The sequence below is a fragment of the Brevundimonas sp. genome (assembly GCF_965227765.1).
Lineage (GTDB): Bacteria > Pseudomonadota > Alphaproteobacteria > Caulobacterales > Caulobacteraceae > Brevundimonas.
Genome location: NZ_OZ245778.1, coordinates 1853175 through 1869939 on the forward strand (window position 1 = coordinate 1853175; position 16765 = coordinate 1869939).

At 66.2% G+C, this 16765-nt stretch carries 16 protein-coding genes and 1 tRNA gene; 7 read left to right on the forward strand and 10 right to left on the reverse strand.

The window, feature by feature from the left end; all coding sequences use genetic code 11:
• Positions 1–3 precede the first annotated feature (3 nt).
• Positions 4–1368: a DNA repair protein RadA gene (gene radA / locus ACO05L_RS08915; protein WP_421728827.1), complete on the reverse strand. Its 1365-nt coding sequence runs from the start codon at positions 1366–1368 to the stop codon at positions 4–6.
• 74 nt (positions 1369–1442) lie between these two features.
• Entirely contained in the window at positions 1443–2060 is a 618-nt protein-coding gene (gene folE, locus ACO05L_RS08920) for a GTP cyclohydrolase I FolE (protein WP_421728828.1), read from the reverse strand.
• A 130-nt stretch (positions 2061–2190) separates the two neighbouring features.
• Between folE and cysS the strand changes: the two genes are divergently transcribed.
• Positions 2191–3600: a cysteine--tRNA ligase gene (cysS, locus tag ACO05L_RS08925; RefSeq protein WP_421728829.1), complete on the forward strand. Its 1410-nt coding sequence runs from the start codon at positions 2191–2193 to the stop codon at positions 3598–3600.
• 4 nt (positions 3601–3604) lie between these two features.
• On the opposite strand, the gene ACO05L_RS08930 is transcribed toward cysS, so the two are convergent.
• From ACO05L_RS08930 to ACO05L_RS08950, 5 genes are all read right to left on the reverse strand, one after another.
• Complete coding sequence (locus ACO05L_RS08930) at positions 3605–4540, reverse strand: glycosyltransferase family 2 protein (RefSeq protein WP_421728830.1); 936 nt, start codon at positions 4538–4540, stop codon at positions 3605–3607.
• Between the two features lies 1 nt (position 4541).
• Positions 4542–5474 (reverse strand): glycosyltransferase family 2 protein, encoded by a 933-nt coding sequence (locus tag ACO05L_RS08935; protein ID WP_421728831.1) that lies wholly within the window; start codon positions 5472–5474, stop codon positions 4542–4544.
• Entirely contained in the window at positions 5471–6934 is a 1464-nt protein-coding gene (locus ACO05L_RS08940; protein WP_421728832.1) for a lipopolysaccharide biosynthesis protein, read from the reverse strand. The genes ACO05L_RS08935 and ACO05L_RS08940 overlap by 4 nt, the downstream gene beginning before the upstream one ends.
• A 28-nt stretch (positions 6935–6962) precedes the next feature.
• Positions 6963–8549: an exopolysaccharide biosynthesis polyprenyl glycosylphosphotransferase gene (locus ACO05L_RS08945; protein ID WP_421728833.1), complete on the reverse strand. Its 1587-nt coding sequence runs from the start codon at positions 8547–8549 to the stop codon at positions 6963–6965.
• A gap of 143 nt (positions 8550–8692) precedes the next feature.
• A tRNA-Ser gene (locus ACO05L_RS08950) sits at positions 8693–8784 on the reverse strand.
• Positions 8785–8912: 128 nt separating this feature from the next.
• Here ACO05L_RS08950 and ACO05L_RS08955 point away from each other — a divergent pair.
• From ACO05L_RS08955 to egtB, 4 genes are all read left to right on the forward strand, one after another.
• Entirely contained in the window at positions 8913–9473 is a 561-nt protein-coding gene (locus tag ACO05L_RS08955) for a DUF1453 domain-containing protein (protein ID WP_421728834.1), read from the forward strand.
• Between the two features lie 61 nt (positions 9474–9534).
• The gene (locus ACO05L_RS08960; protein ID WP_421728835.1) at positions 9535–9840 is read left to right on the forward strand and encodes an SCP2 sterol-binding domain-containing protein; all 306 of its coding nucleotides are present in this window, start codon (positions 9535–9537) and stop codon (positions 9838–9840) included.
• Positions 9841–9918: 78 nt separating this feature from the next.
• Positions 9919–11133 carry an acyl-CoA dehydrogenase family protein gene (locus ACO05L_RS08965; RefSeq protein ID WP_421728836.1) on the forward strand — a complete coding sequence of 405 codons (1215 nt, stop codon included), beginning with the start codon at positions 9919–9921 and terminating at the stop codon, positions 11131–11133.
• Positions 11134–11225: 92 nt separating this feature from the next.
• Positions 11226–13394: an ergothioneine biosynthesis protein EgtB gene (gene egtB, locus ACO05L_RS08970; RefSeq protein ID WP_421728837.1), complete on the forward strand. Its 2169-nt coding sequence runs from the start codon at positions 11226–11228 to the stop codon at positions 13392–13394.
• Positions 13395–13501: 107 nt separating this feature from the next.
• On the opposite strand, the gene ACO05L_RS08975 is transcribed toward egtB, so the two are convergent.
• Positions 13502–13729 (reverse strand): general stress protein, encoded by a 228-nt coding sequence (locus tag ACO05L_RS08975; protein ID WP_421728838.1) that lies wholly within the window; start codon positions 13727–13729, stop codon positions 13502–13504.
• 100 nt (positions 13730–13829) lie between these two features.
• The gene (locus ACO05L_RS08980) at positions 13830–14003 is read right to left on the reverse strand and encodes a hypothetical protein (RefSeq protein WP_421728839.1); all 174 of its coding nucleotides are present in this window, start codon (positions 14001–14003) and stop codon (positions 13830–13832) included.
• 142 nt (positions 14004–14145) lie between these two features.
• Here ACO05L_RS08980 and ACO05L_RS08985 point away from each other — a divergent pair, with 142 nt between their 5' ends.
• The gene (locus ACO05L_RS08985; RefSeq protein WP_421728840.1) at positions 14146–14454 is read left to right on the forward strand and encodes a DUF883 family protein; all 309 of its coding nucleotides are present in this window, start codon (positions 14146–14148) and stop codon (positions 14452–14454) included.
• Positions 14455–14464: 10 nt separating this feature from the next.
• Here the strand turns inward: ACO05L_RS08985 and ACO05L_RS08990 are convergent, their stop codons facing one another.
• Positions 14465–15166, reverse strand: coding sequence for an MBL fold metallo-hydrolase (locus tag ACO05L_RS08990; RefSeq protein WP_421728841.1), 702 nt, complete (start codon positions 15164–15166; stop codon positions 14465–14467).
• A 235-nt stretch (positions 15167–15401) separates the two neighbouring features.
• Here ACO05L_RS08990 and tig point away from each other — a divergent pair, with 235 nt between their 5' ends.
• Positions 15402–16745, forward strand: a complete 1344-nt coding sequence (tig, locus tag ACO05L_RS08995) for a trigger factor (protein WP_421728842.1) — start codon at positions 15402–15404, stop codon at positions 16743–16745.
• Positions 16746–16765 lie beyond the last annotated feature (20 nt).

Sequence of the window (16765 nt, forward strand, 5' to 3'; positions counted from 1 at the left end):
GCATCAATACCTGTTCTGCGAGATTCTTTCGACGACTTCCGTCAATCGACTAACGGAGGTGACGCCGACGCCGTTCCCCTTGACCGTCAGCGGCGGACACAGGGCCTGATCGAAGCCCAGCTTCTGGGCCTCGCGCAGCCGCGCCTCGGCTCGTCCCACGCTGCGGACCTCGCCCGATAGGCTGATCTCGCCGAAGACGATGCAGCCTTGGGGCAGGGGGGTGTCGGTCACCGACGAAATCAGCGCCGCCGCCGCCGCCAGGTCCGCCGCGGGTTCGTTGATGCGCAGGCCACCGGCGACGTTCAGATAGACGTCCTGCTGGCCGAAACCGACGCCGCAGCGCGCCTCCAGCACCGCCATGACCATGGCCAGGCGGCCGGTGTCCCAGCCGATCACCGCCCGGCGCGGTGTGCCGTAGGCGGACGGCGCGACCAGGGCCTGGACCTCGACCAGCACAGGGCGAGAGCCCTCGATGCCGGCGAAGACGGCGGCGCCCGGCGCCCGGTCCTTGCCTTCGCCCAGGAACAGGGCCGAGGGATTGCTGACCTCGCGCAGGCCCGAATCCCCCATCTCGAACACGCCGATCTCGTCGGTGGCGCCGAAGCGGTTCTTGCCGGCGCGCAGGATGCGGAAAGGATAGCCGCGCTCGCCTTCGAAGCTCAGGACCGCATCGACCATATGCTCGACCACGCGGGGGCCGGCGACCTGGCCGTCCTTGGTTACGTGACCGACCAGGACCACGGCGGGACCGCCCGACTTGGCCAGGCGCACCATCTCGCTGGCGCAGGCGCGGACCTGGGTCACCGAGCCGGGACCGGCCTCATGGGCGTCGGACCACAGGGTCTGGATCGAATCGACGATGACAATGTCGAACTTTTCGCGCTTCAGGGTGGCGATGATTTCGCGCAGGGCCGTCGCAGACGCCAAAGCCACCGGCGCCTTTTCCAGCCCCATCCGCTTGGCGCGGGCGCGGATCTGTTCGATGGCCTCCTCGCCCGAGATATAGGCGACGCGGACGCCCTTCAGCGCCGCCCGACCGGCGACATCCAGCAGCAGGGTCGATTTGCCGACGCCGGGATCGCCCGACAGCAGGATGGCCGAGCCCGGCACCACGCCGCCGCCGCAGACCCGGTCGAACTCGGTCACGCCGGTGATGATTCGCGCCGGTTCGGGCGTGTCGGATTCAAGGGATTCGAAGTTCAGGCCGCGCGAGCGGCTGGTCGCAACCGGCTTCAGCGCGCCGGGCGGGGCCGAGCGGCTTTCCTCGACAATGGTGTTCCACTCGCCGCAGCCCGAGCATTGCCCGGCCCACTTGCCGTGAACCGCCCCGCAGGACTGACAAACATAGATCGCACCGTCTTTGGCCATGCAGACGGCTTACAGGAACCGCGCGGCATGGGGCAGGGGCGTCGAACGCCCTGCGACCGAAACTGACGCCGGTGTTAGGCCTTGGCCAGCTTCAGGAAACGGTCGGCCAGGGCCTGGTCCGTCTTGAAGGCGCCGGTGAAGCGGGTGGTGATGGTCGAGACGTGGCGATGATGCACGCCGCGCGTCGTCATGCACTGATGCTCGGCGTCGATCATAACGGCGACGCCCAGGGGCTCCAGATGCTGCTGGATCGCATCGACGATGTCGTTGGTCAGGGTTTCCTGGTTCTGCAGGCGGCGGGCGAAGATCTCGACCACGCGGGCCAGTTTGGAGATGCCGACCACCTTTGCACCGGGCAGATAGGCGACATAGGCCTTGCCCAGGAAGGGCGCCATGTGGTGCTCGCAATGGCTCTCGACCTCGATGTCGCGCAGGATGACCATGTCGTCATAGCCCTGAACGTCCTCAAAGGTGCGGCTCAGCTCCTTGGCGGCGTCCGCGTCATAGCCGTCGAACCATTCCGAATAGGCGTCCACCACCCGCTTGGGCGTGTCAATCAGACCCGCGCGCGCGGGATCGTCGCCGGCCCAGGCGATCAGGGTGCGCACGGCCTCCAGCGCCTGCTCGCGGCTGGGACGGGCAATACGGTCGTTGCCTGAAACCAGGACGGGCTTTGCGGGGGTGACGCTCATGAACTTTGATTCCAGCCGGGGGCGGGGGAGGCCCCTTCGGTTTAACTTCTACAATCTGTCGGGACTGTATATCAGGCCGCTATATGGGACGCACACAGCGTCTCGCAAGAAAACTGAAGCCTTCTCCCCCATGCCGCTGACACTTTACGACACCCTGCACCGCGAAAAACGGGTTTTCACACCGCGCGATCCGAACCGGGTGAGCCTCTATGTCTGCGGTCCGACGGTCTATGACTACGCGCATATCGGCAATGCGCGGCCGCCGGTCGTGTTCGATGTGCTGGTGCGTCTGCTGCGTCGGGAATACGGCGCCGACAGCGTGATCTACGCCCGCAACGTCACCGACGTGGACGACAAGATCAATCAGAAGGCCGCCCGCGAAGGCGTCGCCATCGGCGAGGTCACGGCCCGCTACGAGGCGGCCTATCTGGCCGACATGACGGCGCTGAACGTCTCGCCGCCCGACATCGCGCCCCACGTCACCGACCATATGGACGCCATCGTCAAGCAGATCGGCGAGATCGTGGACGCCGGCTGCGCCTATGCAGCCGAGGGCCATGTGCTGTTCGACGTGTCCAGCTATCCGGCCTATGGCGCGCTGTCGGGTCGCAACCTGGACGACATGATCGCCGGCGCCCGCGTCGAGGTCGCGCCCTACAAGAAGAACCCGCACGACTTCGTGCTGTGGAAGCCGTCCAAGGCTGACGAGCCGTCCTGGCCGTCGCCCTGGGGCGAGGGGCGTCCCGGCTGGCATATCGAATGCTCGGCCATGATCGAGCAGACCCTGGGTTTGCCGATCGACATCCATGGCGGCGGCATCGACCTGGTCTTCCCTCACCACGAGAACGAGATCGCCCAAGGCGTCTGCGCCCACGGTCACGCCCACTCGGACAAGGCTCCGGCGGAATACAGCCGCTACTGGATGCACAACGGCTTCCTGACCGTGGACGCCGAGAAGATGTCCAAGTCGGTCGGCAACGTCCTGCTGCTGCACGATCTGGTGCAGTCCATGCCGGGCGAGGTCGTGCGCTGGGCCCTGCTGAGCGCCCACTATCGCCAGCCGCTGGACTGGAACCAGTCGCTGCTGGACCAGTCGCGCAAGAACCTGGACCGGCTGTACGGCGCCCTGCGTCGCGCGGCGGATGTCGAGGCCCTGGGGGATATGCCGTCGCCCGAGTTCCTCGAAGCCATCTGCGACGACCTGAACACGCCCGGCGCCATGTCCAAGCTGTTCGCCCTGTCCAGCGAGATCGAGCGCGCCATGACGGCGGGCGATCTGAAGGCCGTGGGCGTGGCCAAGGCCGAGCTGATGGCCTCGGGCGCGATCCTGGGCGTCTTGCAATCGACGCCGGACCAGTGGTTCGAAGGCGGCGCTGACGACGGGCTGAAAACCGAGGTCGAAGCCCTGCTGGCCGAACGCGTCACCGCTCGCGCGGCCAAGGACTGGCCCGCCGCAGACCGCATTCGCGACCGCCTGACCGAGCTGAACGTCATCGTCATGGACAGCCCGTCGGGCGGCACCTGGCGGCTGAAGGACTAAGGTTTCAGGCTTTCGACAGCCGTGCCAGCTCGCGTGCGCCGTAGAAATGCGGCTCCAGCCCGCGCATCCACAGCACCTTGCCGATGCCGCGCGCGGTGCGGTCCAGGGTCTCGGCCCGGCGGGGGCTGAAGATCAGGGTCAGGCCGAGTGACGCCGCGCCCCAGACAGCGGTCTGAGCCGCGCCGATCAGCATCCAGCGCGCGACGCCGCCCCAACGTCGGTCGCGCGCCGCCGTCTGGCTGGGCCCTTGGCCATAGGCGAAGGCGCGGGCGAGGGCGTATTTCATGGTCGCCCGATGCGACGGGGCGAACTCGTCCACCCAGGCGTCCGCCGCCCAGCCAAACCGGCCGCCGCGCGCGGCCAAGGCTGAAAACAGCACGTCGTCCTCGCCGCCGCTCTGGTCCGACGCCGCATCGAAGGGCGCAGGGCCGGGCAGGGCCGTCGCCCGCTTCATCAGCGAATTGCCGCAGCCATAGGCGTGGTCTAGCAGCCCGGTCTCGGACGGACCCTGACGCCCGAAGAACCGCTCGAGATAGCCGCGTGTCCAGCCTGTACCCTCAGGCACCTGTCCTCGGATCGGGCCGAAGACGACGTCGGCGCCGGTGTGGTCCAGTCCGGCCAGCAGAGCCGACAGCCAGTTCGCGTCCGCCGCCTCGTCATCGTCCAGAAAGGCGATCAGGGGCGCGTCGGTCGCCGCCAAGCCGGTATTGCGCGCCGTCGCCACGCCGGGGCGCGGCTCATGCACCAGGATCAGGGGCGCGGGCGAGGCCGCGCGCAACGCCGCAATGACGGGCTCGGCGGTAGCCTGGGGGTCGTTGTCGACCACGACGATGGCCGCCAGACGGTTCTCGACGCCGGTCTGGGCGAACAGGGACCCAAGCGCCCGCGCCAGGCTTTCGGGCCTGCGCATCGTCGGCACGATGATGGCGACGTCTCTCATCTCAGACCGCGTCGGCATAGAGGGCGGCGCGATAGACCCGCAACGCAAAGGCTCGCGTCGGGGTCGGCAGGAAGCCCGCCAGCGCCGCCTGTTTCACCAGCGGTCGCCACAGACCGATGGCCGGCACGCGCTTCAGCGTGCGCGCCGCCTTGAAGCTGGGATAGTCGGCGATGATGTCGGGATGCTTGGCGACGACGCGGCCGAAGTTGGCGGCTGACTGTTCGTATTTGCTGGCAAGCGCCGACGTCGTGTCGAGACCCATGTGCGTCGCCGGATTGTCGATGTGGATCACTTGGAACCGGCGCGAGACCCGCATGGCCCATTCCACATCCTCCCAGCCCCAGCCGCTGAAGGCGGGATCGAAGGCCTCGGTCTCGAACACGTCGCGACGGACCAAGAGGTTGGAGGTGTAGACGTATTTCTCAGGCGTCAGCGACCGCTCGGCGCAGGGAACGCATTCGGACTTCAGCGCCATCGACCGGTGCACAGCGAAGCGGCTATCCGTCGGCGCCTGATCCAGCGAGAAGCCGCCGAACGCTACGGCGGGCTTGTCGGCCTCTACCAAAGCCGCCCAGGTCGCGAGGAAGTCCGGGCGGTCGGGACGCATGTCGCTGTCGAGGAACAGCAGATTGGCTCCACGGGCAGCCTCGGCCAGTCTGTTGCGACCCTTGGATCGGCCTTCGTTGGTGCTCAGGGTGATGAGACGGACGGGCAGGGCCATGGCCTGGACCGTGGCGATCAGGCCCTGGGTCAGGGCGGCGTCGCCGGTGCCGTCATCCATCAGCACGATCTCGACGGCGCCGTTCAGCCCACTCGCCTCATCGTCGAGCCGGACCAGCAGTTCGCGCGGGTCGTCGCGCAGAAAGGGCATCAGCACCGAGATCGTTGGCGCCGCTGCGGCCCAGGATGGGTTGTCGGTCAGGGTCGCCTTCATGCTGTCGCCTGTCGATCGCGCAGCCGAGTGCGAATCTGGCCGATGACCCGGATGGTGATGTCGCGGACCCCGGCCGCGTTCATGGTCAGCACGGCTGCTGCATAGACGGCGGCGCCGACACTGGCGTCCTGGATCAGTTCGATCAGGCCGCCGTGGCTGGGCAGGGCGCTGACGACCAGGGCCATGAGCCCTGTGGCGATCAGACACCGTATCAGTGGATCCAGCGGCACCGGCAGCGCCACCACTCGGCGTCCCATGGCTCGCGTCGCCAGCAGCCCGATGGCGAAGCTGGCCGCCGTCGACCATGCGGCGCCGATCAGGCCAAACCGGGGAATCAGGATCAGGTTCAGGATCACGTTGGACGCCGCTGGAATCGTCATGGCCAGCAGCAGCAGCTTTGTTTTGCGGCCCAGGGTGAAGGCCTGGCCAAAGTAATAGGCGGTCAGGCCGTAGAGCAGGGCCGACAGTGCGATCCAGGGCGTCACCATAGAGGCCGCGACGCGCAGATCCTCGCCGATCATCACCTCGCCCAGGGGCCGGGCGACCAGGGCCACGCCCGCCGCCGCTGGCAGGCCGATCAGCAGGAAGGTCGAGGCCTGTTCGCGGGCGGCCTCCTTCAGCCGCGTCAGTCCGCCACGCTCCAGAGCCATGACAAGGGCCGGCTGACCGGCCGTACCCAGCCACAGGAACAGGACGTCCAGCGTCCGGTTGGCGATGCTGTAGCCTGCGTGATAGGCGCCCACCGCCGCCTCGTCCATGAAGGCGGCCAGCAGGAAGCGGTCGGTCGAGGACAGCACGACGCCTAGCGTCAGGGATGCTGCGATCGGATAGCCATATCCCGCATAGGATTTCAGTCGGGCCCGCTCGACTACGCCCGTCCGGGCCTGTTTCAGCTCTCCAGGAAGGATGAAGGGCAGGGCAGCCAGAGGAGCCAGCCCCAGACCCAGAAGGGGCGCGGCGCCCCCGGCTCCGACGAAGGCGAAGGCCACGCCGATGATCAGACCGCCGCTGGTCATGGCCATGTCCAGCCCGGCCGAACGCGACACCTCGCCGGCGGCGCGATACCGCTCCTGCGTCAGCTTGGCGAGGCAACGGGCAGGGCTGCCGGCCAGGCCGACTGCGATGGCGATCTTGAACAGTGGATCCAGCGGCAGGAACCACAGCACCAGAGCGGCCAGGGGCAGGAAGACGGCGATGATCTTGAACGCCGTGCCGTATAGGCTGGCGAAATGAGAGGCCATGCCTGGCCCCGGCGTCTCGGCGGCCCAGAAACGGGCCATAGCCGCCTCAAGCCAGCTGAACAGAGCCACGTGACAAAGGGTGACGATGGAGAAGGCCAGGGCGTAACGGCCGAAATCTTCGGGCGTCAGCAGGCGTGTGAAGATGAAGATGGCGAGAAAACCCACCACTCCCTGGACGATATTGGCGGGCAGATAGCCCCAGACACCGCGCCAGAACATCAGGCGGCGCCGCTCAGGAAGGGCGCGCTCATCGGATGGCCTGTCGATCGCCCAGCAGCACCGGCACCGTCACGGCCATGATCCACAGGTCCAGCCACAGCGAATGACGCTCGACATAGTCGATATCCAGCTGCACCCGGCGGCGCACGTCCTGAGCGGTATGAAGCGGTCCACGCGACCCCTGGACCGCAGCCCAACCGGTCATGCCCGGCTTGATGCGGTGGCGATGGGCGTAGTCGGCGACCAGCAGAGCGGATTCGACGTGGCCGGTCTTCATGCCGATGGCGTGGGGCCTGGGGCCGACCAGCGACATCTCGCCGGTCAGGACGTTCAGCAACTGGGGCAGTTCGTCCAGGCTCGTGGATCGCAGAATCCTGCCGACGCGTGTCACCCGGTCGTCATCCGCCGTGACCTGGCGCGAGGCTGTCGCGTCGGCGGCTTCGGTTCGCATCGAGCGGAACTTCCAAACGACGATTTCTTCCTGATTGAAGCCGTGACGACGCTGGCGGAAGAAGATGGGGCCGGGGCTGTCCAGGCGGATCGCGAGAGCGCAGACGGCCATGACGGGGGCCAGCAGCACCGTCGCGATACAGGCGACAACGATGTCCTGAACTCGCTTGTTGAAGGCGCGGCGGTCGTCGTCCATGCCGTCCAGAGACGCCAGGGGCGCGCGGGCCAGCTTGTCGAGCGCGGCGACACGTTCCGCCTGACCGTGGGGATCGACCAGCAAGGTCACCTCATTGGGCAAGGTCTGTAGTCGCGAAGTCAGTTCGCGCACCCGCGCCTCGGCCCTGGGGTCGATGGCGACGACGATGCGGTCGATATAGGGGGTCATCTTGTGGGTCAGAAGGGCGGCGGCGTCGCCCAGCACAGGCACGCCATCGATACTGTCGGGCGAACGAGCCAAACGGTCGTCGAACACGCCGAGTACATTCAGGTCGCGGCGGGCCAGGGCATCTCGAATCAGGCGTTCGGCGTTCTTCGTCGCGCCGACGACGACGATATTCGGCGTCAGGGCGCCGTTGGCCCGCCAGCGCGCCACCACGCCGCTCCACGCGAGGTGCAGCCCCGACAGCACGACAAGGACCAGTCCGGCCCACACCGCCAGGGCCTCGGTCTCGACCTGGCTTCCGCCGAGCAATCCTCCCAAAGCCAGAGCGATCAGCCCTGACACCAATGCGATCCCACCCAGTTTGGCCAGATGGCGCCCAGCAGGTTCGTCGCGCGAGAATCGATAGAGGCCCAGTGACCGCGTCAGTCCCAGCACAGCCATGGCTCCCGCCACGAAGGGCAGGACCTGATAGAGGGGCATGGCCGACACCGATGCGTCCCGGGCGGTGAACCAGCCGCACGCGAGGCTCGTCAGAATCACGGCCGCCACGTCGGCGGCGCGGAAATAGTGGACGACCAGACGAGCCGACCGGCGCTGGCGGGCGTTCAGCCAGACATCGGGACGGAACGGTCCGCGCCGCGCCGTGGCCGAGGCGTCCTCTATCGCGGCGGCGCTGGGTTCGATCACCTCGGCCGCGAGGATCTTCGGGGCGGCAGGCGCCGGAGATGGCGCCAAGGGCGTGTCCGGTCCAGAAGACAGGCGAAGATCGTGGGTAATCGACATGGGTGTCCGGGACAGGAATGCGCAATCTGCATCCTGCACGCTGCCCGTGGACGTCTCGTTAACGACCGGCGTTTCCCGACCCGGAGGCTGCTCGGCCGACGCCGATATCGACCCGCATCGGGGCTGAAGAAGGCAGGGGGTTCTGGCGGAGACGGAGGGATTCGAACCCTCGATACCCCTTACAGGGTATGACGATTTAGCAAACCGTTGCCTTCAGCCACTCGGCCACGTCTCCGGCAGGCGCTGTCGATAGCGAAGTGCGGGGCGCGACGCAATCACCGATCAACACTGTCTTTCAATAAGCGTCAGCAGGGGTCTAGGGTGGCCCCTCAACGACACGATCGACCGCGGGGCAATCGCACCATGACGCCACAACAGTATGGACCCCTTGTCGGGATCGGCGTGGCCCTGGTCATCATCCTGCTCAGGAACCGGCGTCCGCGCACCCTGAACGTCAAATGGATGTGGGTCGCGCCCTTGTTGATCACCAGTCTGATCGTATTCGGCCTGTGGGGCATGGCCCAGGCTCCGGGCGTTTCGGACGCGCCCTTTGGTTTCGGCGCCTGGGCCATCCTGGGGGCGGGGCTCGTGCTGGGCTGCGCCGCGGGTTGGTGGCGCGGCAAGACGGTGACGATCCAGAAAGCTGCTGACGGCACGCTGAGGGCCCAGGCATCGCCGCTCGGATTGATTCTGGTCGTGGTTCTTCTGGTCAGCCGCAGCGCTCTGCGTCCCTGGCTGGAGACACACGCCGCAGATTGGCATTTGAACGCCCTGGCGATCCAGGACGCGTTTTTGGTGTTCGCCCTGGGACTGGTCGTTATGCAGCGGGTGGAGATGTGGATTCGGGGGCGGCGAATTCTCGCGGGCGATCCCGACGGTCATGTTGTGGCGACGAATGGAAGCAGCGGAGCTTCCCCGACGTGATCTTGGCAGGGACGGTGAGGGGGGCTAGGTCTGGCGCTTCACCGTCTTAGGGAGACGCTCCATGGCCGATCTGGCTCAAGTCACCGAACATATCCGCGGCGCCGTCGGCGATAACTCCGGTCTGGGCAAGACCGTGAAGATCGATCTGGGCGACACCGGCAAGATCTTCATCGACGGCGCTTCCGTGCCCAACTCGGTCACCAACGAAGACAAGCCCGCCGACGCCACCGTCTCGATCGGCTGGGACGACTTCATGGCCCTGTCGGACGGCAAGCTGGATCCGATGATGGCCTTCATGCAGGGCAAGCTGAAGATCGCCGGCGACATGATGATCGCCCAGAAGCTGGCGCCGCTGCTGAAGCGCTGATGTCGGCGCGATAGCGACACCGATTGCGCGGCGCGGCTCCAACGAGGGCCGCGCCGTTTTCGTCTCAGGAGGACACCCATGGATTTCCAACACAGCGACCATGCCCGGCATTGGCAGGATCGTCTCAATCGCTTCCTGGACGACAAGGTTCTGCCGCGCGCCACGGAATACTGGGCTCAGGTCCATGCCGCCCCGACCGTCCAGCCGCCCATCATGGAGACCATGAAGGCCGAGGCGCGCGAGGCCGGTCTGTGGAACATGTTCCTGCCGGGCGAGCATGGCGCCGGGCTGACCAATCTGGAATACGCCCCGCTGGCGGAGGCCATGGGTCGCGCCGGCCTGTGGTGCGCCGAGGTGTTCAACTGCAACGCGCCCGACACCGGCAATATGGAAGTGCTCCATATGTACGGGAACGCGGCCCAGCAGGCGCGCTGGCTGACGCCGCTGATGGCGGGCGAGATCCGCTCGGCCTTCCTGATGACCGAGCCGGCCGTGGCCTCGTCTGACGCCACCAATATCCAGACCTCCATCGTGCGCGAGGGCGACGAATACGTCATCAACGGCCGCAAATGGTGGTCGACCAACATGGCCCATCCCAACGTCGCCATCGCCATCGTCATGGGCAAGACGGACACGGGGGCGGCGACCCACCAGCAGCAGTCCCAGGTCCTGGTGCCGACGAACACGCCCGGATTCCGCGTCGAACGCATGCTGTCGGTGTTCGGCTATGACGAGCGGCCCATCGGCCATGCCGAAGTCGTTCTGGAGAACGTACGCGTGCCGGTCGAGAACCTGATCGCGGGCGAGGGCCGGGGCTTCGAGATCGCCCAGGGCCGTCTGGGGCCGGGCCGTATCCACCACTGCATGCGCACCATCGGCGCGGCGGAAAAGGCGTTGGAGCTGATGTGCCAGCGACTGCTGAACCGCACCGCCTTCCGCAAGACCCTGGCCGAGCATTCGGTCTGGGAACAGCGGGTCGGCGACGCCCGCACCAATATCGAGATGTGCCGGCTGATGGTGCTGAAGGCCGCCTGGATGATCGATCAGGCCGGGGCCAAGAACGCCAAGTCCGAGATCGCCCAGATCAAGGTGGCGGCGCCTCGCATGGCGCTTCAGGTCATCGACGACGCGATCCAGGCCTTCGGCGGCGCGGGCGTTTCGGGCGACACGCCCCTGGCCGAACTCTATGCCGGGGTGCGGACCCTGCGTCTGGCCGATGGTCCTGACGAGGTGCACAATCGCACCATCGCCCGGCTGGAATACGCAAAACACGGCGGGCGGCCGGTCCGATAGGCGAAAAATCGCCCTGTTGCGCCCGGGCGGCTGAACCATATCTTTCCCCGGCGGTTCTCTGGCCGCAGGACCGCCGAGGAGGGTGATCGCCAATGAACGCACCCGCCGGTATTTCGTCGGTCCAGAACGCCGACCTGACGCGATACCGCGAGGTCAGGGCCCGCATGGTGGCCCTGGCCGCGGGTTTCTCGCCCGAGGACCTGGCCGCTCAGTCGATGAGCGACGCCAGTCCCGGCAAATGGCATCTGGCGCATACCAGCTGGTTCTTCGAGACCCTGATCCTGGCCGCCGAGCCCGGCTATGTTTCGGTCGACGAGCGGTTCCAGCGGCTGTTCAACTCCTACTATGAGGCCCTGGGCGAGCGGATCGACAGGGCTGAGCGCGGGCTGATGACGCGGCCGTCGCTGGCCGATGTGCTGGCCTATCGCGCCGAGATCGACCGGCGCATGGCGGACCGGCTGACGCGTCCGATGGATGGCCCGACGCGGTATCTGTTCCAGCTGGGACTGCATCACGATCAACAACATCAGGAGCTCTTCCTGATGGACCTGCTGCACCTGATGTCGCGCTCTCCGCTGAGCCCGGCCGCCTATGCGGTCGAGCCGCGTGATACGCCGATGCAGCCGCCCAAGGGCGGCACGACGCGGTTCGAGGGCGGACTGGTCAGCATCGGTCATGGCGGCGCCGGCTTCGCCTTCGACAACGAAGGCCCCGACCACCAAGTCTTCCTGCGCCCCTTCGATCTGGACAACGACCTGGTCACCAACGGCGACTGGGTCCGGTTCATCGACGATGGCGGGTACCAGCGCGCCGATCTCTGGCTCTCCGACGGTTGGGCGCGGGTAAAGGCCGAAGGTTGGGCCGCGCCCCTCTACTGGCGTTCGGGCGATGCGGGCTGGTCGTTAATGACCCTGACAGGCCTCGCCCCCGTCGATCCCGGAGCGCCGGTGCGCCACGTATCCTTCTATGAGGCGGCGGCCTTTGCCGCCTGGGCCGGGAAGCGACTGCCGACCGAGGCCGAGTGGGAGCATGCGGCCGTCAGCGGCGGCGGCGACCTGACCAATCTGTTCGGCGAGGTCTGGCAACATACGTCCAGCGCCTATGCGCCCTATCCCGGCTTTCGGCCGACCGAGGGCACGGCGTCGGAGTACAACGGCAAGTTCATGGCCAACCAGATGGTGCTGCGCGGCTCGTCGTTCGCGACGCCGCCCGGCCACTCGCGCGCCACCTATCGCAACTTCTTCTATCCGCATCAGAGGTGGGCCTTCATGGGCGTCAGACTGGCATCCGATGTCGCTGCAGACCGAGCGCGCGACGACGACGGCGATAAAGCTGGCGACACGGCCGCCTTCCGCGCCGAGCTGATCGAAGGGCTGTCGCGGCCTCAGAAATCCCTGTCGCCAAAATGGTTCTACGACGCCGAGGGTTCGCGGCTGTTCGAGGACATCACGCGGCTGCCGGAATATTATCCGACTCGCCAGGAGAAGGCCCTGCTGCGACGCTTGGCGCCTCGGCTGACCGAGGATTTCGGCCCGGACGCCGTGCTGGTCGAATTTGGCTCGGGCGCCAGCGAGAAGACCCGCATCCTGCTGGATGAGGTTCCCAGTCTTTCGGCCTACGTCCCCATCGACATCAGCCCCGACGCCCTGGCCGAGGCGGCGGCCCGGATCGAGGCGGCCTATCCCAGCCTTGAGGTCGCGCCGATGGCCGGCGATTTTCTTGACCTGCCAGCCCTGCCTGAACTGGGCCGGGGACGCCGGGTCGGCTTCTTCCCCGGCTCGACGATCGGGAATCTGGAACGTGAGACGGCGGTTGGCCTTCTGAAGTCGGCGCGGGAGCGGCTGGGGCCAAACGCGCTGTTCATCCTGGGCGTGGACCTGATCAAGGAACCCGCCCTGCTGATCGCGGCCTATGATGATGCCCAAGGGGTGACGGCCGCATTCAACAAGAATGTTTTGGCCCGCGCCAAAGCTGAACTGGGCGCCGATTTCGATCTCTCAGCCTTCCAGCACGTCGCGGTCTGGAACGGGGCCGAGAGTCGGATGGAAATGCATTTGAGATCGACGCGGGATCAGGTGGTCACCGTGGCGGACCACAGAATTCGGTTTGCTGACGGCGAGACTATCCACACCGAAAGTTCGCGCAAATATACCGAGACATCCGTTCGGGAACTGGCCGAGGCGGCCGGTTGGGAGGTGTCTCTGTTCGAGGTCAGCGACAAGCCATCAGTAGCCTTGGCCTTGCTCCACAACCCCCACTGACCGCAGTTTCAGCGCGCCGGTCCAACAGGCGCCGATGCAAAACAAAAGGGCGAGCCGTTCTGGCTCGCCCTTTGAACTTTGATCGAAAATCCCTGTCGGGACCGAGACTATTCTTCGGGGCCTTCAGGCTCTCCGGGGCGGCGCGAACCATGGGAGGCTTCGCCGCCCTTGCGACCGGCCTGTGCCGCCAAGCCGCGATCTTGGGAGAAGCTGCGCTTCTCGCTTGGCACGCTGGCGCCGCCCTTGCGGGCGATTTCGCGCTGACGTTCCGGGTCCATCGAAGCAAAGCCCCGCTTGGAGACTCCCGAGGGGCGGGCGGGCTGACCTTCGGCCATTCGGTTGTTCCTTCCTGATCGTGTGGTGACTTGGATTGAGAACCCCGGCCGCCGGTCAAGGTTCCGAAATTTCAACGGTCAACCACGGCGCGTTTTTGTCTCAACCGTTCATCGAGCGCATCGAATCCCCCATTTCCACGGCGCCCGGATCGAGCGGCGGCAGTTCGTCCGGCGTAGCGCCAGGGTCGATCTCGAGCGGCGGGGCGGGGGTCTCCACCTCGGCCGGTTGCTCAGGGGGCGACTCGGGGATGGGTTGGGGGTCAACATGGGTCATGGCGCGTCTCCTGTTTCGAAGACCCAACGTCTGAGGCTCGAAGCTGTTCAGGCGACGCCTGCGTGAGCGTGACGGAAACGGGCTCTGGAACCGGGCGTGCGGTCGATGGTTGATCCGCGCAAGCCCCTCATTCCAGGATGATATGATGACCGATCCCTACGCCGGCGCACCCTCCTATAGTCCGACCCTTGATGAGGTCGTCGATGACGCCGATGAGCGCACGGCCTCGCTGGACCGCCGTGCCGACGAACTGCTGGCTCAGGCTGAGGACCGCAGCTACGAGCCCGTGAGCTCCTTGCGTCGAGCCGTTCGCGAAGACATCGACAATGGTCGCCAATGGGCTCGCGGCCGCGTTGCCCGCACACGCGACGTGATCCAGGACGAGCCTCTCAAGACGACGGCCTATGCGGTCGGTCTGGGCGTCCTGATCGGTATGTTGCTGCGTCGCTAGGTCGCGACCCTCACGCGGGTCCGCTGGCCGGGCGCTGCAGTCTTTCGCCCTGCAGCGCCCGGTCCGACACGAACGGGTTGCTGCGGCGTTCGGCGCCGAAGGTGGACACCGGCCCGTGACCCGGCACGAAGGTCACATCGTCACCCAGCGGCCAGAGCTTGGTTATGATGGACTGGATCAGGGCCTCCGGATCGCTGCGCGGAAAGTCTGTGCGTCCGACAGAACCTTGGAACAGCACGTCGCCGACTTGGGCGAACCCGGCGTCGCGGTTGAAGAAGATGACATGGCCCGGCGTATGACCTGGGGTATGATAGACCTCCCACGTCGTCTCACCCAATGACACCGTGTCCCCGTCGGCCAGCCAGCGGTCGGGGGTGAAACTCCGGGCTTCGGGCAGGCCGTACATCTGACCCTGCTGAGGGATACCGTCGATCCAGAACTGGTCCTCAGGATGGGGGCCGATAATGTGGACTCCGGATTTTTCCTGCATCTCGGCGGCGCCGCCCGCATGATCCAGGTGCCCGTGGGTGATCCATATCTGATCCAGGGTCAGGCCGCGCCGCGCGACCTCTGCGATGACGGCGTCGACGGATCCGCCGGGGTCGATCACAGCGGCCTTCAACGTCCGGGTGCACCACACGGTGGTGCAGTTCTGCTGCAGCGGGGTGACGGGTGTGACGAAGACGCCGATGGCAGGGGAGGGTTGGCTCATGCGCCACAGATAGCCATGATCGCGCTGTGGCGAAACATCGTCCTCGGCACAATGATCGCCAAACATGGCGTGACTTGCATTCCGCCGCGCCGCTCGCGTTGACCTTTGAGGTCCATCTCGACATAAGGGCGGGCTTCGAGGCGCCGCTTCCTGAATGGGGCGGCCCTTTCTGCTTTTCCATCCCGCGCGCGACGCCGTCAGGCCGCACCGCGCCACAGAGCGTCAGATCCCGACCATGCAAGTCGTCGAAAAAACCACCGAAGGCCTCAGCCGCGTCATCACGGTGACGATTCCCGCCACTGAGCTGAACGCCAGGCTGGACGCCAAGGTGCGCGAAGTCGCGCCGCAGATGAAGCTCAAGGGCTTCCGTCCCGGCAAGGTGCCGACCGCCTATGTGAAGAAGACCTTCGGTCGCGACTTCATGGGCGAGATCATCAACGCCGAGCTGAACGAGTCGAGCCAGAAGGCCCTGGACGAGATCAAGGTCCGTCCCGCCGCCCCGGCCGAGGTCAAGCTGACCTCCGACATGGACAAGGTCATCAAGGGCGAGGAAGACCTGGCCTACGAAATGTCGCTGGAAGTCATGCCCGACTTCACTCCGGTCGACCCCAAGACCCTGAAGCTGGACCGCCCGACCTACACCGCCTCGGACGAGGACCTGGACGAAGCCCTCAAGGAACTGGCCTCGCAGGCCAAGTCCTACGAGGACAAGAAGGGCAAGACCGTAAAGGCCGCCGATGGCGACCAACTGACCATCGACTTCCTGGGCAAGCTGGACGGCGAGCCCTTCGAAGGCGGCGCGGCCGAGGATTCGGACCTGGTGATCGGCGCAGGCCGCTTCATTCCCGGCTTCGAAGAGCAGCTGAAGGGCGCCAAGGTCGGCGAAGAGAAGACCATCGAGGTCACCTTCCCCGAGGACTATCAGGCCGCCAATCTGGCCGGCAAACTGGCCACCTTCGACATCAAGGTGAAGGCCATCAAGGCCGAGACCGAATCCAAGGTCGACGAGGACTTCGCCAAGCGCATCGGTCTGGAATCGCTGGACAAGCTCAAAGAGCTGCTGCGCGACAACCTGAACCAGCAATACGCCGGCGCCGCCCGCTTCAAGCAGAAGCGCGCCCTGCTGGACCAGCTGGACACCGCCCACAGCTTCGACCTGCCGCCCAAGATGGTGGAGGCCGAGTTCGACGGCATCTGGCAACAGGTCGAGGCCGACAAGGCCGCCGGCAAGCTGCCTGAGGAAGACGCCAAGAAGACCGACAAGAAGCTCAAGGAAGAGTACCGCAAGATCGCCGAGCGCCGCGTGCGCCTGGGTCTGGTGCTCGCCGAGATCGGCCGCGCCAACAATGTCGGCGTCACCGACCAGGAACTGAACAACGCCATCATGGCCGAAGCCCGCAACTATCCGGGCCAGGAGCGTATGGTGCTGGACTTCTATCGCCAGAACCCCAACGCCGCCGCCCAGATGCGCGCGCCCATCTATGAGGAAAAGGTCGTCGACCTGATCTTCAACCAGGCTGAGGTCAAGGAAACGGCCATCACCAAGGAAGAACTGCTGAAGGAAGAAGAGGAGGGCTGAACCCTTCTCCGACACCGGAT

What these genes read in the sequence shown, in the direction of transcription:
- ACO05L_RS08985 (WP_421728840.1), top strand. Translation starts at nt 14,146, where the DNA reads ATGATGACCGATCCCTACGCCGGCGCACCCTCCTATAGTCCGACCCTT.
- ACO05L_RS08935 (WP_421728831.1), bottom strand. Translation starts at nt 5,474, where the DNA reads ATGAAGGCGACCCTGACCGACAACCCATCCTGGGCCGCAGCGGCGCCA.
- tig (WP_421728842.1), top strand. Translation starts at nt 15,402, where the DNA reads ATGCAAGTCGTCGAAAAAACCACCGAAGGCCTCAGCCGCGTCATCACG.
- radA (WP_421728827.1), bottom strand. Translation starts at nt 1,368, where the DNA reads ATGGCCAAAGACGGTGCGATCTATGTTTGTCAGTCCTGCGGGGCGGTT.
- egtB (WP_421728837.1), top strand. Translation starts at nt 11,226, where the DNA reads ATGAACGCACCCGCCGGTATTTCGTCGGTCCAGAACGCCGACCTGACG.
- cysS (WP_421728829.1), top strand. Translation starts at nt 2,191, where the DNA reads ATGCCGCTGACACTTTACGACACCCTGCACCGCGAAAAACGGGTTTTC.
- ACO05L_RS08975 (WP_421728838.1), bottom strand. Translation starts at nt 13,729, where the DNA reads ATGGCCGAAGGTCAGCCCGCCCGCCCCTCGGGAGTCTCCAAGCGGGGC.
- ACO05L_RS08980 (WP_421728839.1), bottom strand. Translation starts at nt 14,003, where the DNA reads ATGACCCATGTTGACCCCCAACCCATCCCCGAGTCGCCCCCTGAGCAA.
- ACO05L_RS08960 (WP_421728835.1), top strand. Translation starts at nt 9,535, where the DNA reads ATGGCCGATCTGGCTCAAGTCACCGAACATATCCGCGGCGCCGTCGGC.
- ACO05L_RS08940 (WP_421728832.1), bottom strand. Translation starts at nt 6,934, where the DNA reads ATGTTCTGGCGCGGTGTCTGGGGCTATCTGCCCGCCAATATCGTCCAG.
- folE (WP_421728828.1), bottom strand. Translation starts at nt 2,060, where the DNA reads ATGAGCGTCACCCCCGCAAAGCCCGTCCTGGTTTCAGGCAACGACCGT.
- ACO05L_RS08930 (WP_421728830.1), bottom strand. Translation starts at nt 4,540, where the DNA reads ATGAGAGACGTCGCCATCATCGTGCCGACGATGCGCAGGCCCGAAAGC.
- ACO05L_RS08945 (WP_421728833.1), bottom strand. Translation starts at nt 8,549, where the DNA reads ATGTCGATTACCCACGATCTTCGCCTGTCTTCTGGACCGGACACGCCC.
- ACO05L_RS08990 (WP_421728841.1), bottom strand. Translation starts at nt 15,166, where the DNA reads ATGAGCCAACCCTCCCCTGCCATCGGCGTCTTCGTCACACCCGTCACC.
- ACO05L_RS08965 (WP_421728836.1), top strand. Translation starts at nt 9,919, where the DNA reads ATGGATTTCCAACACAGCGACCATGCCCGGCATTGGCAGGATCGTCTC.
- ACO05L_RS08955 (WP_421728834.1), top strand. Translation starts at nt 8,913, where the DNA reads ATGACGCCACAACAGTATGGACCCCTTGTCGGGATCGGCGTGGCCCTG.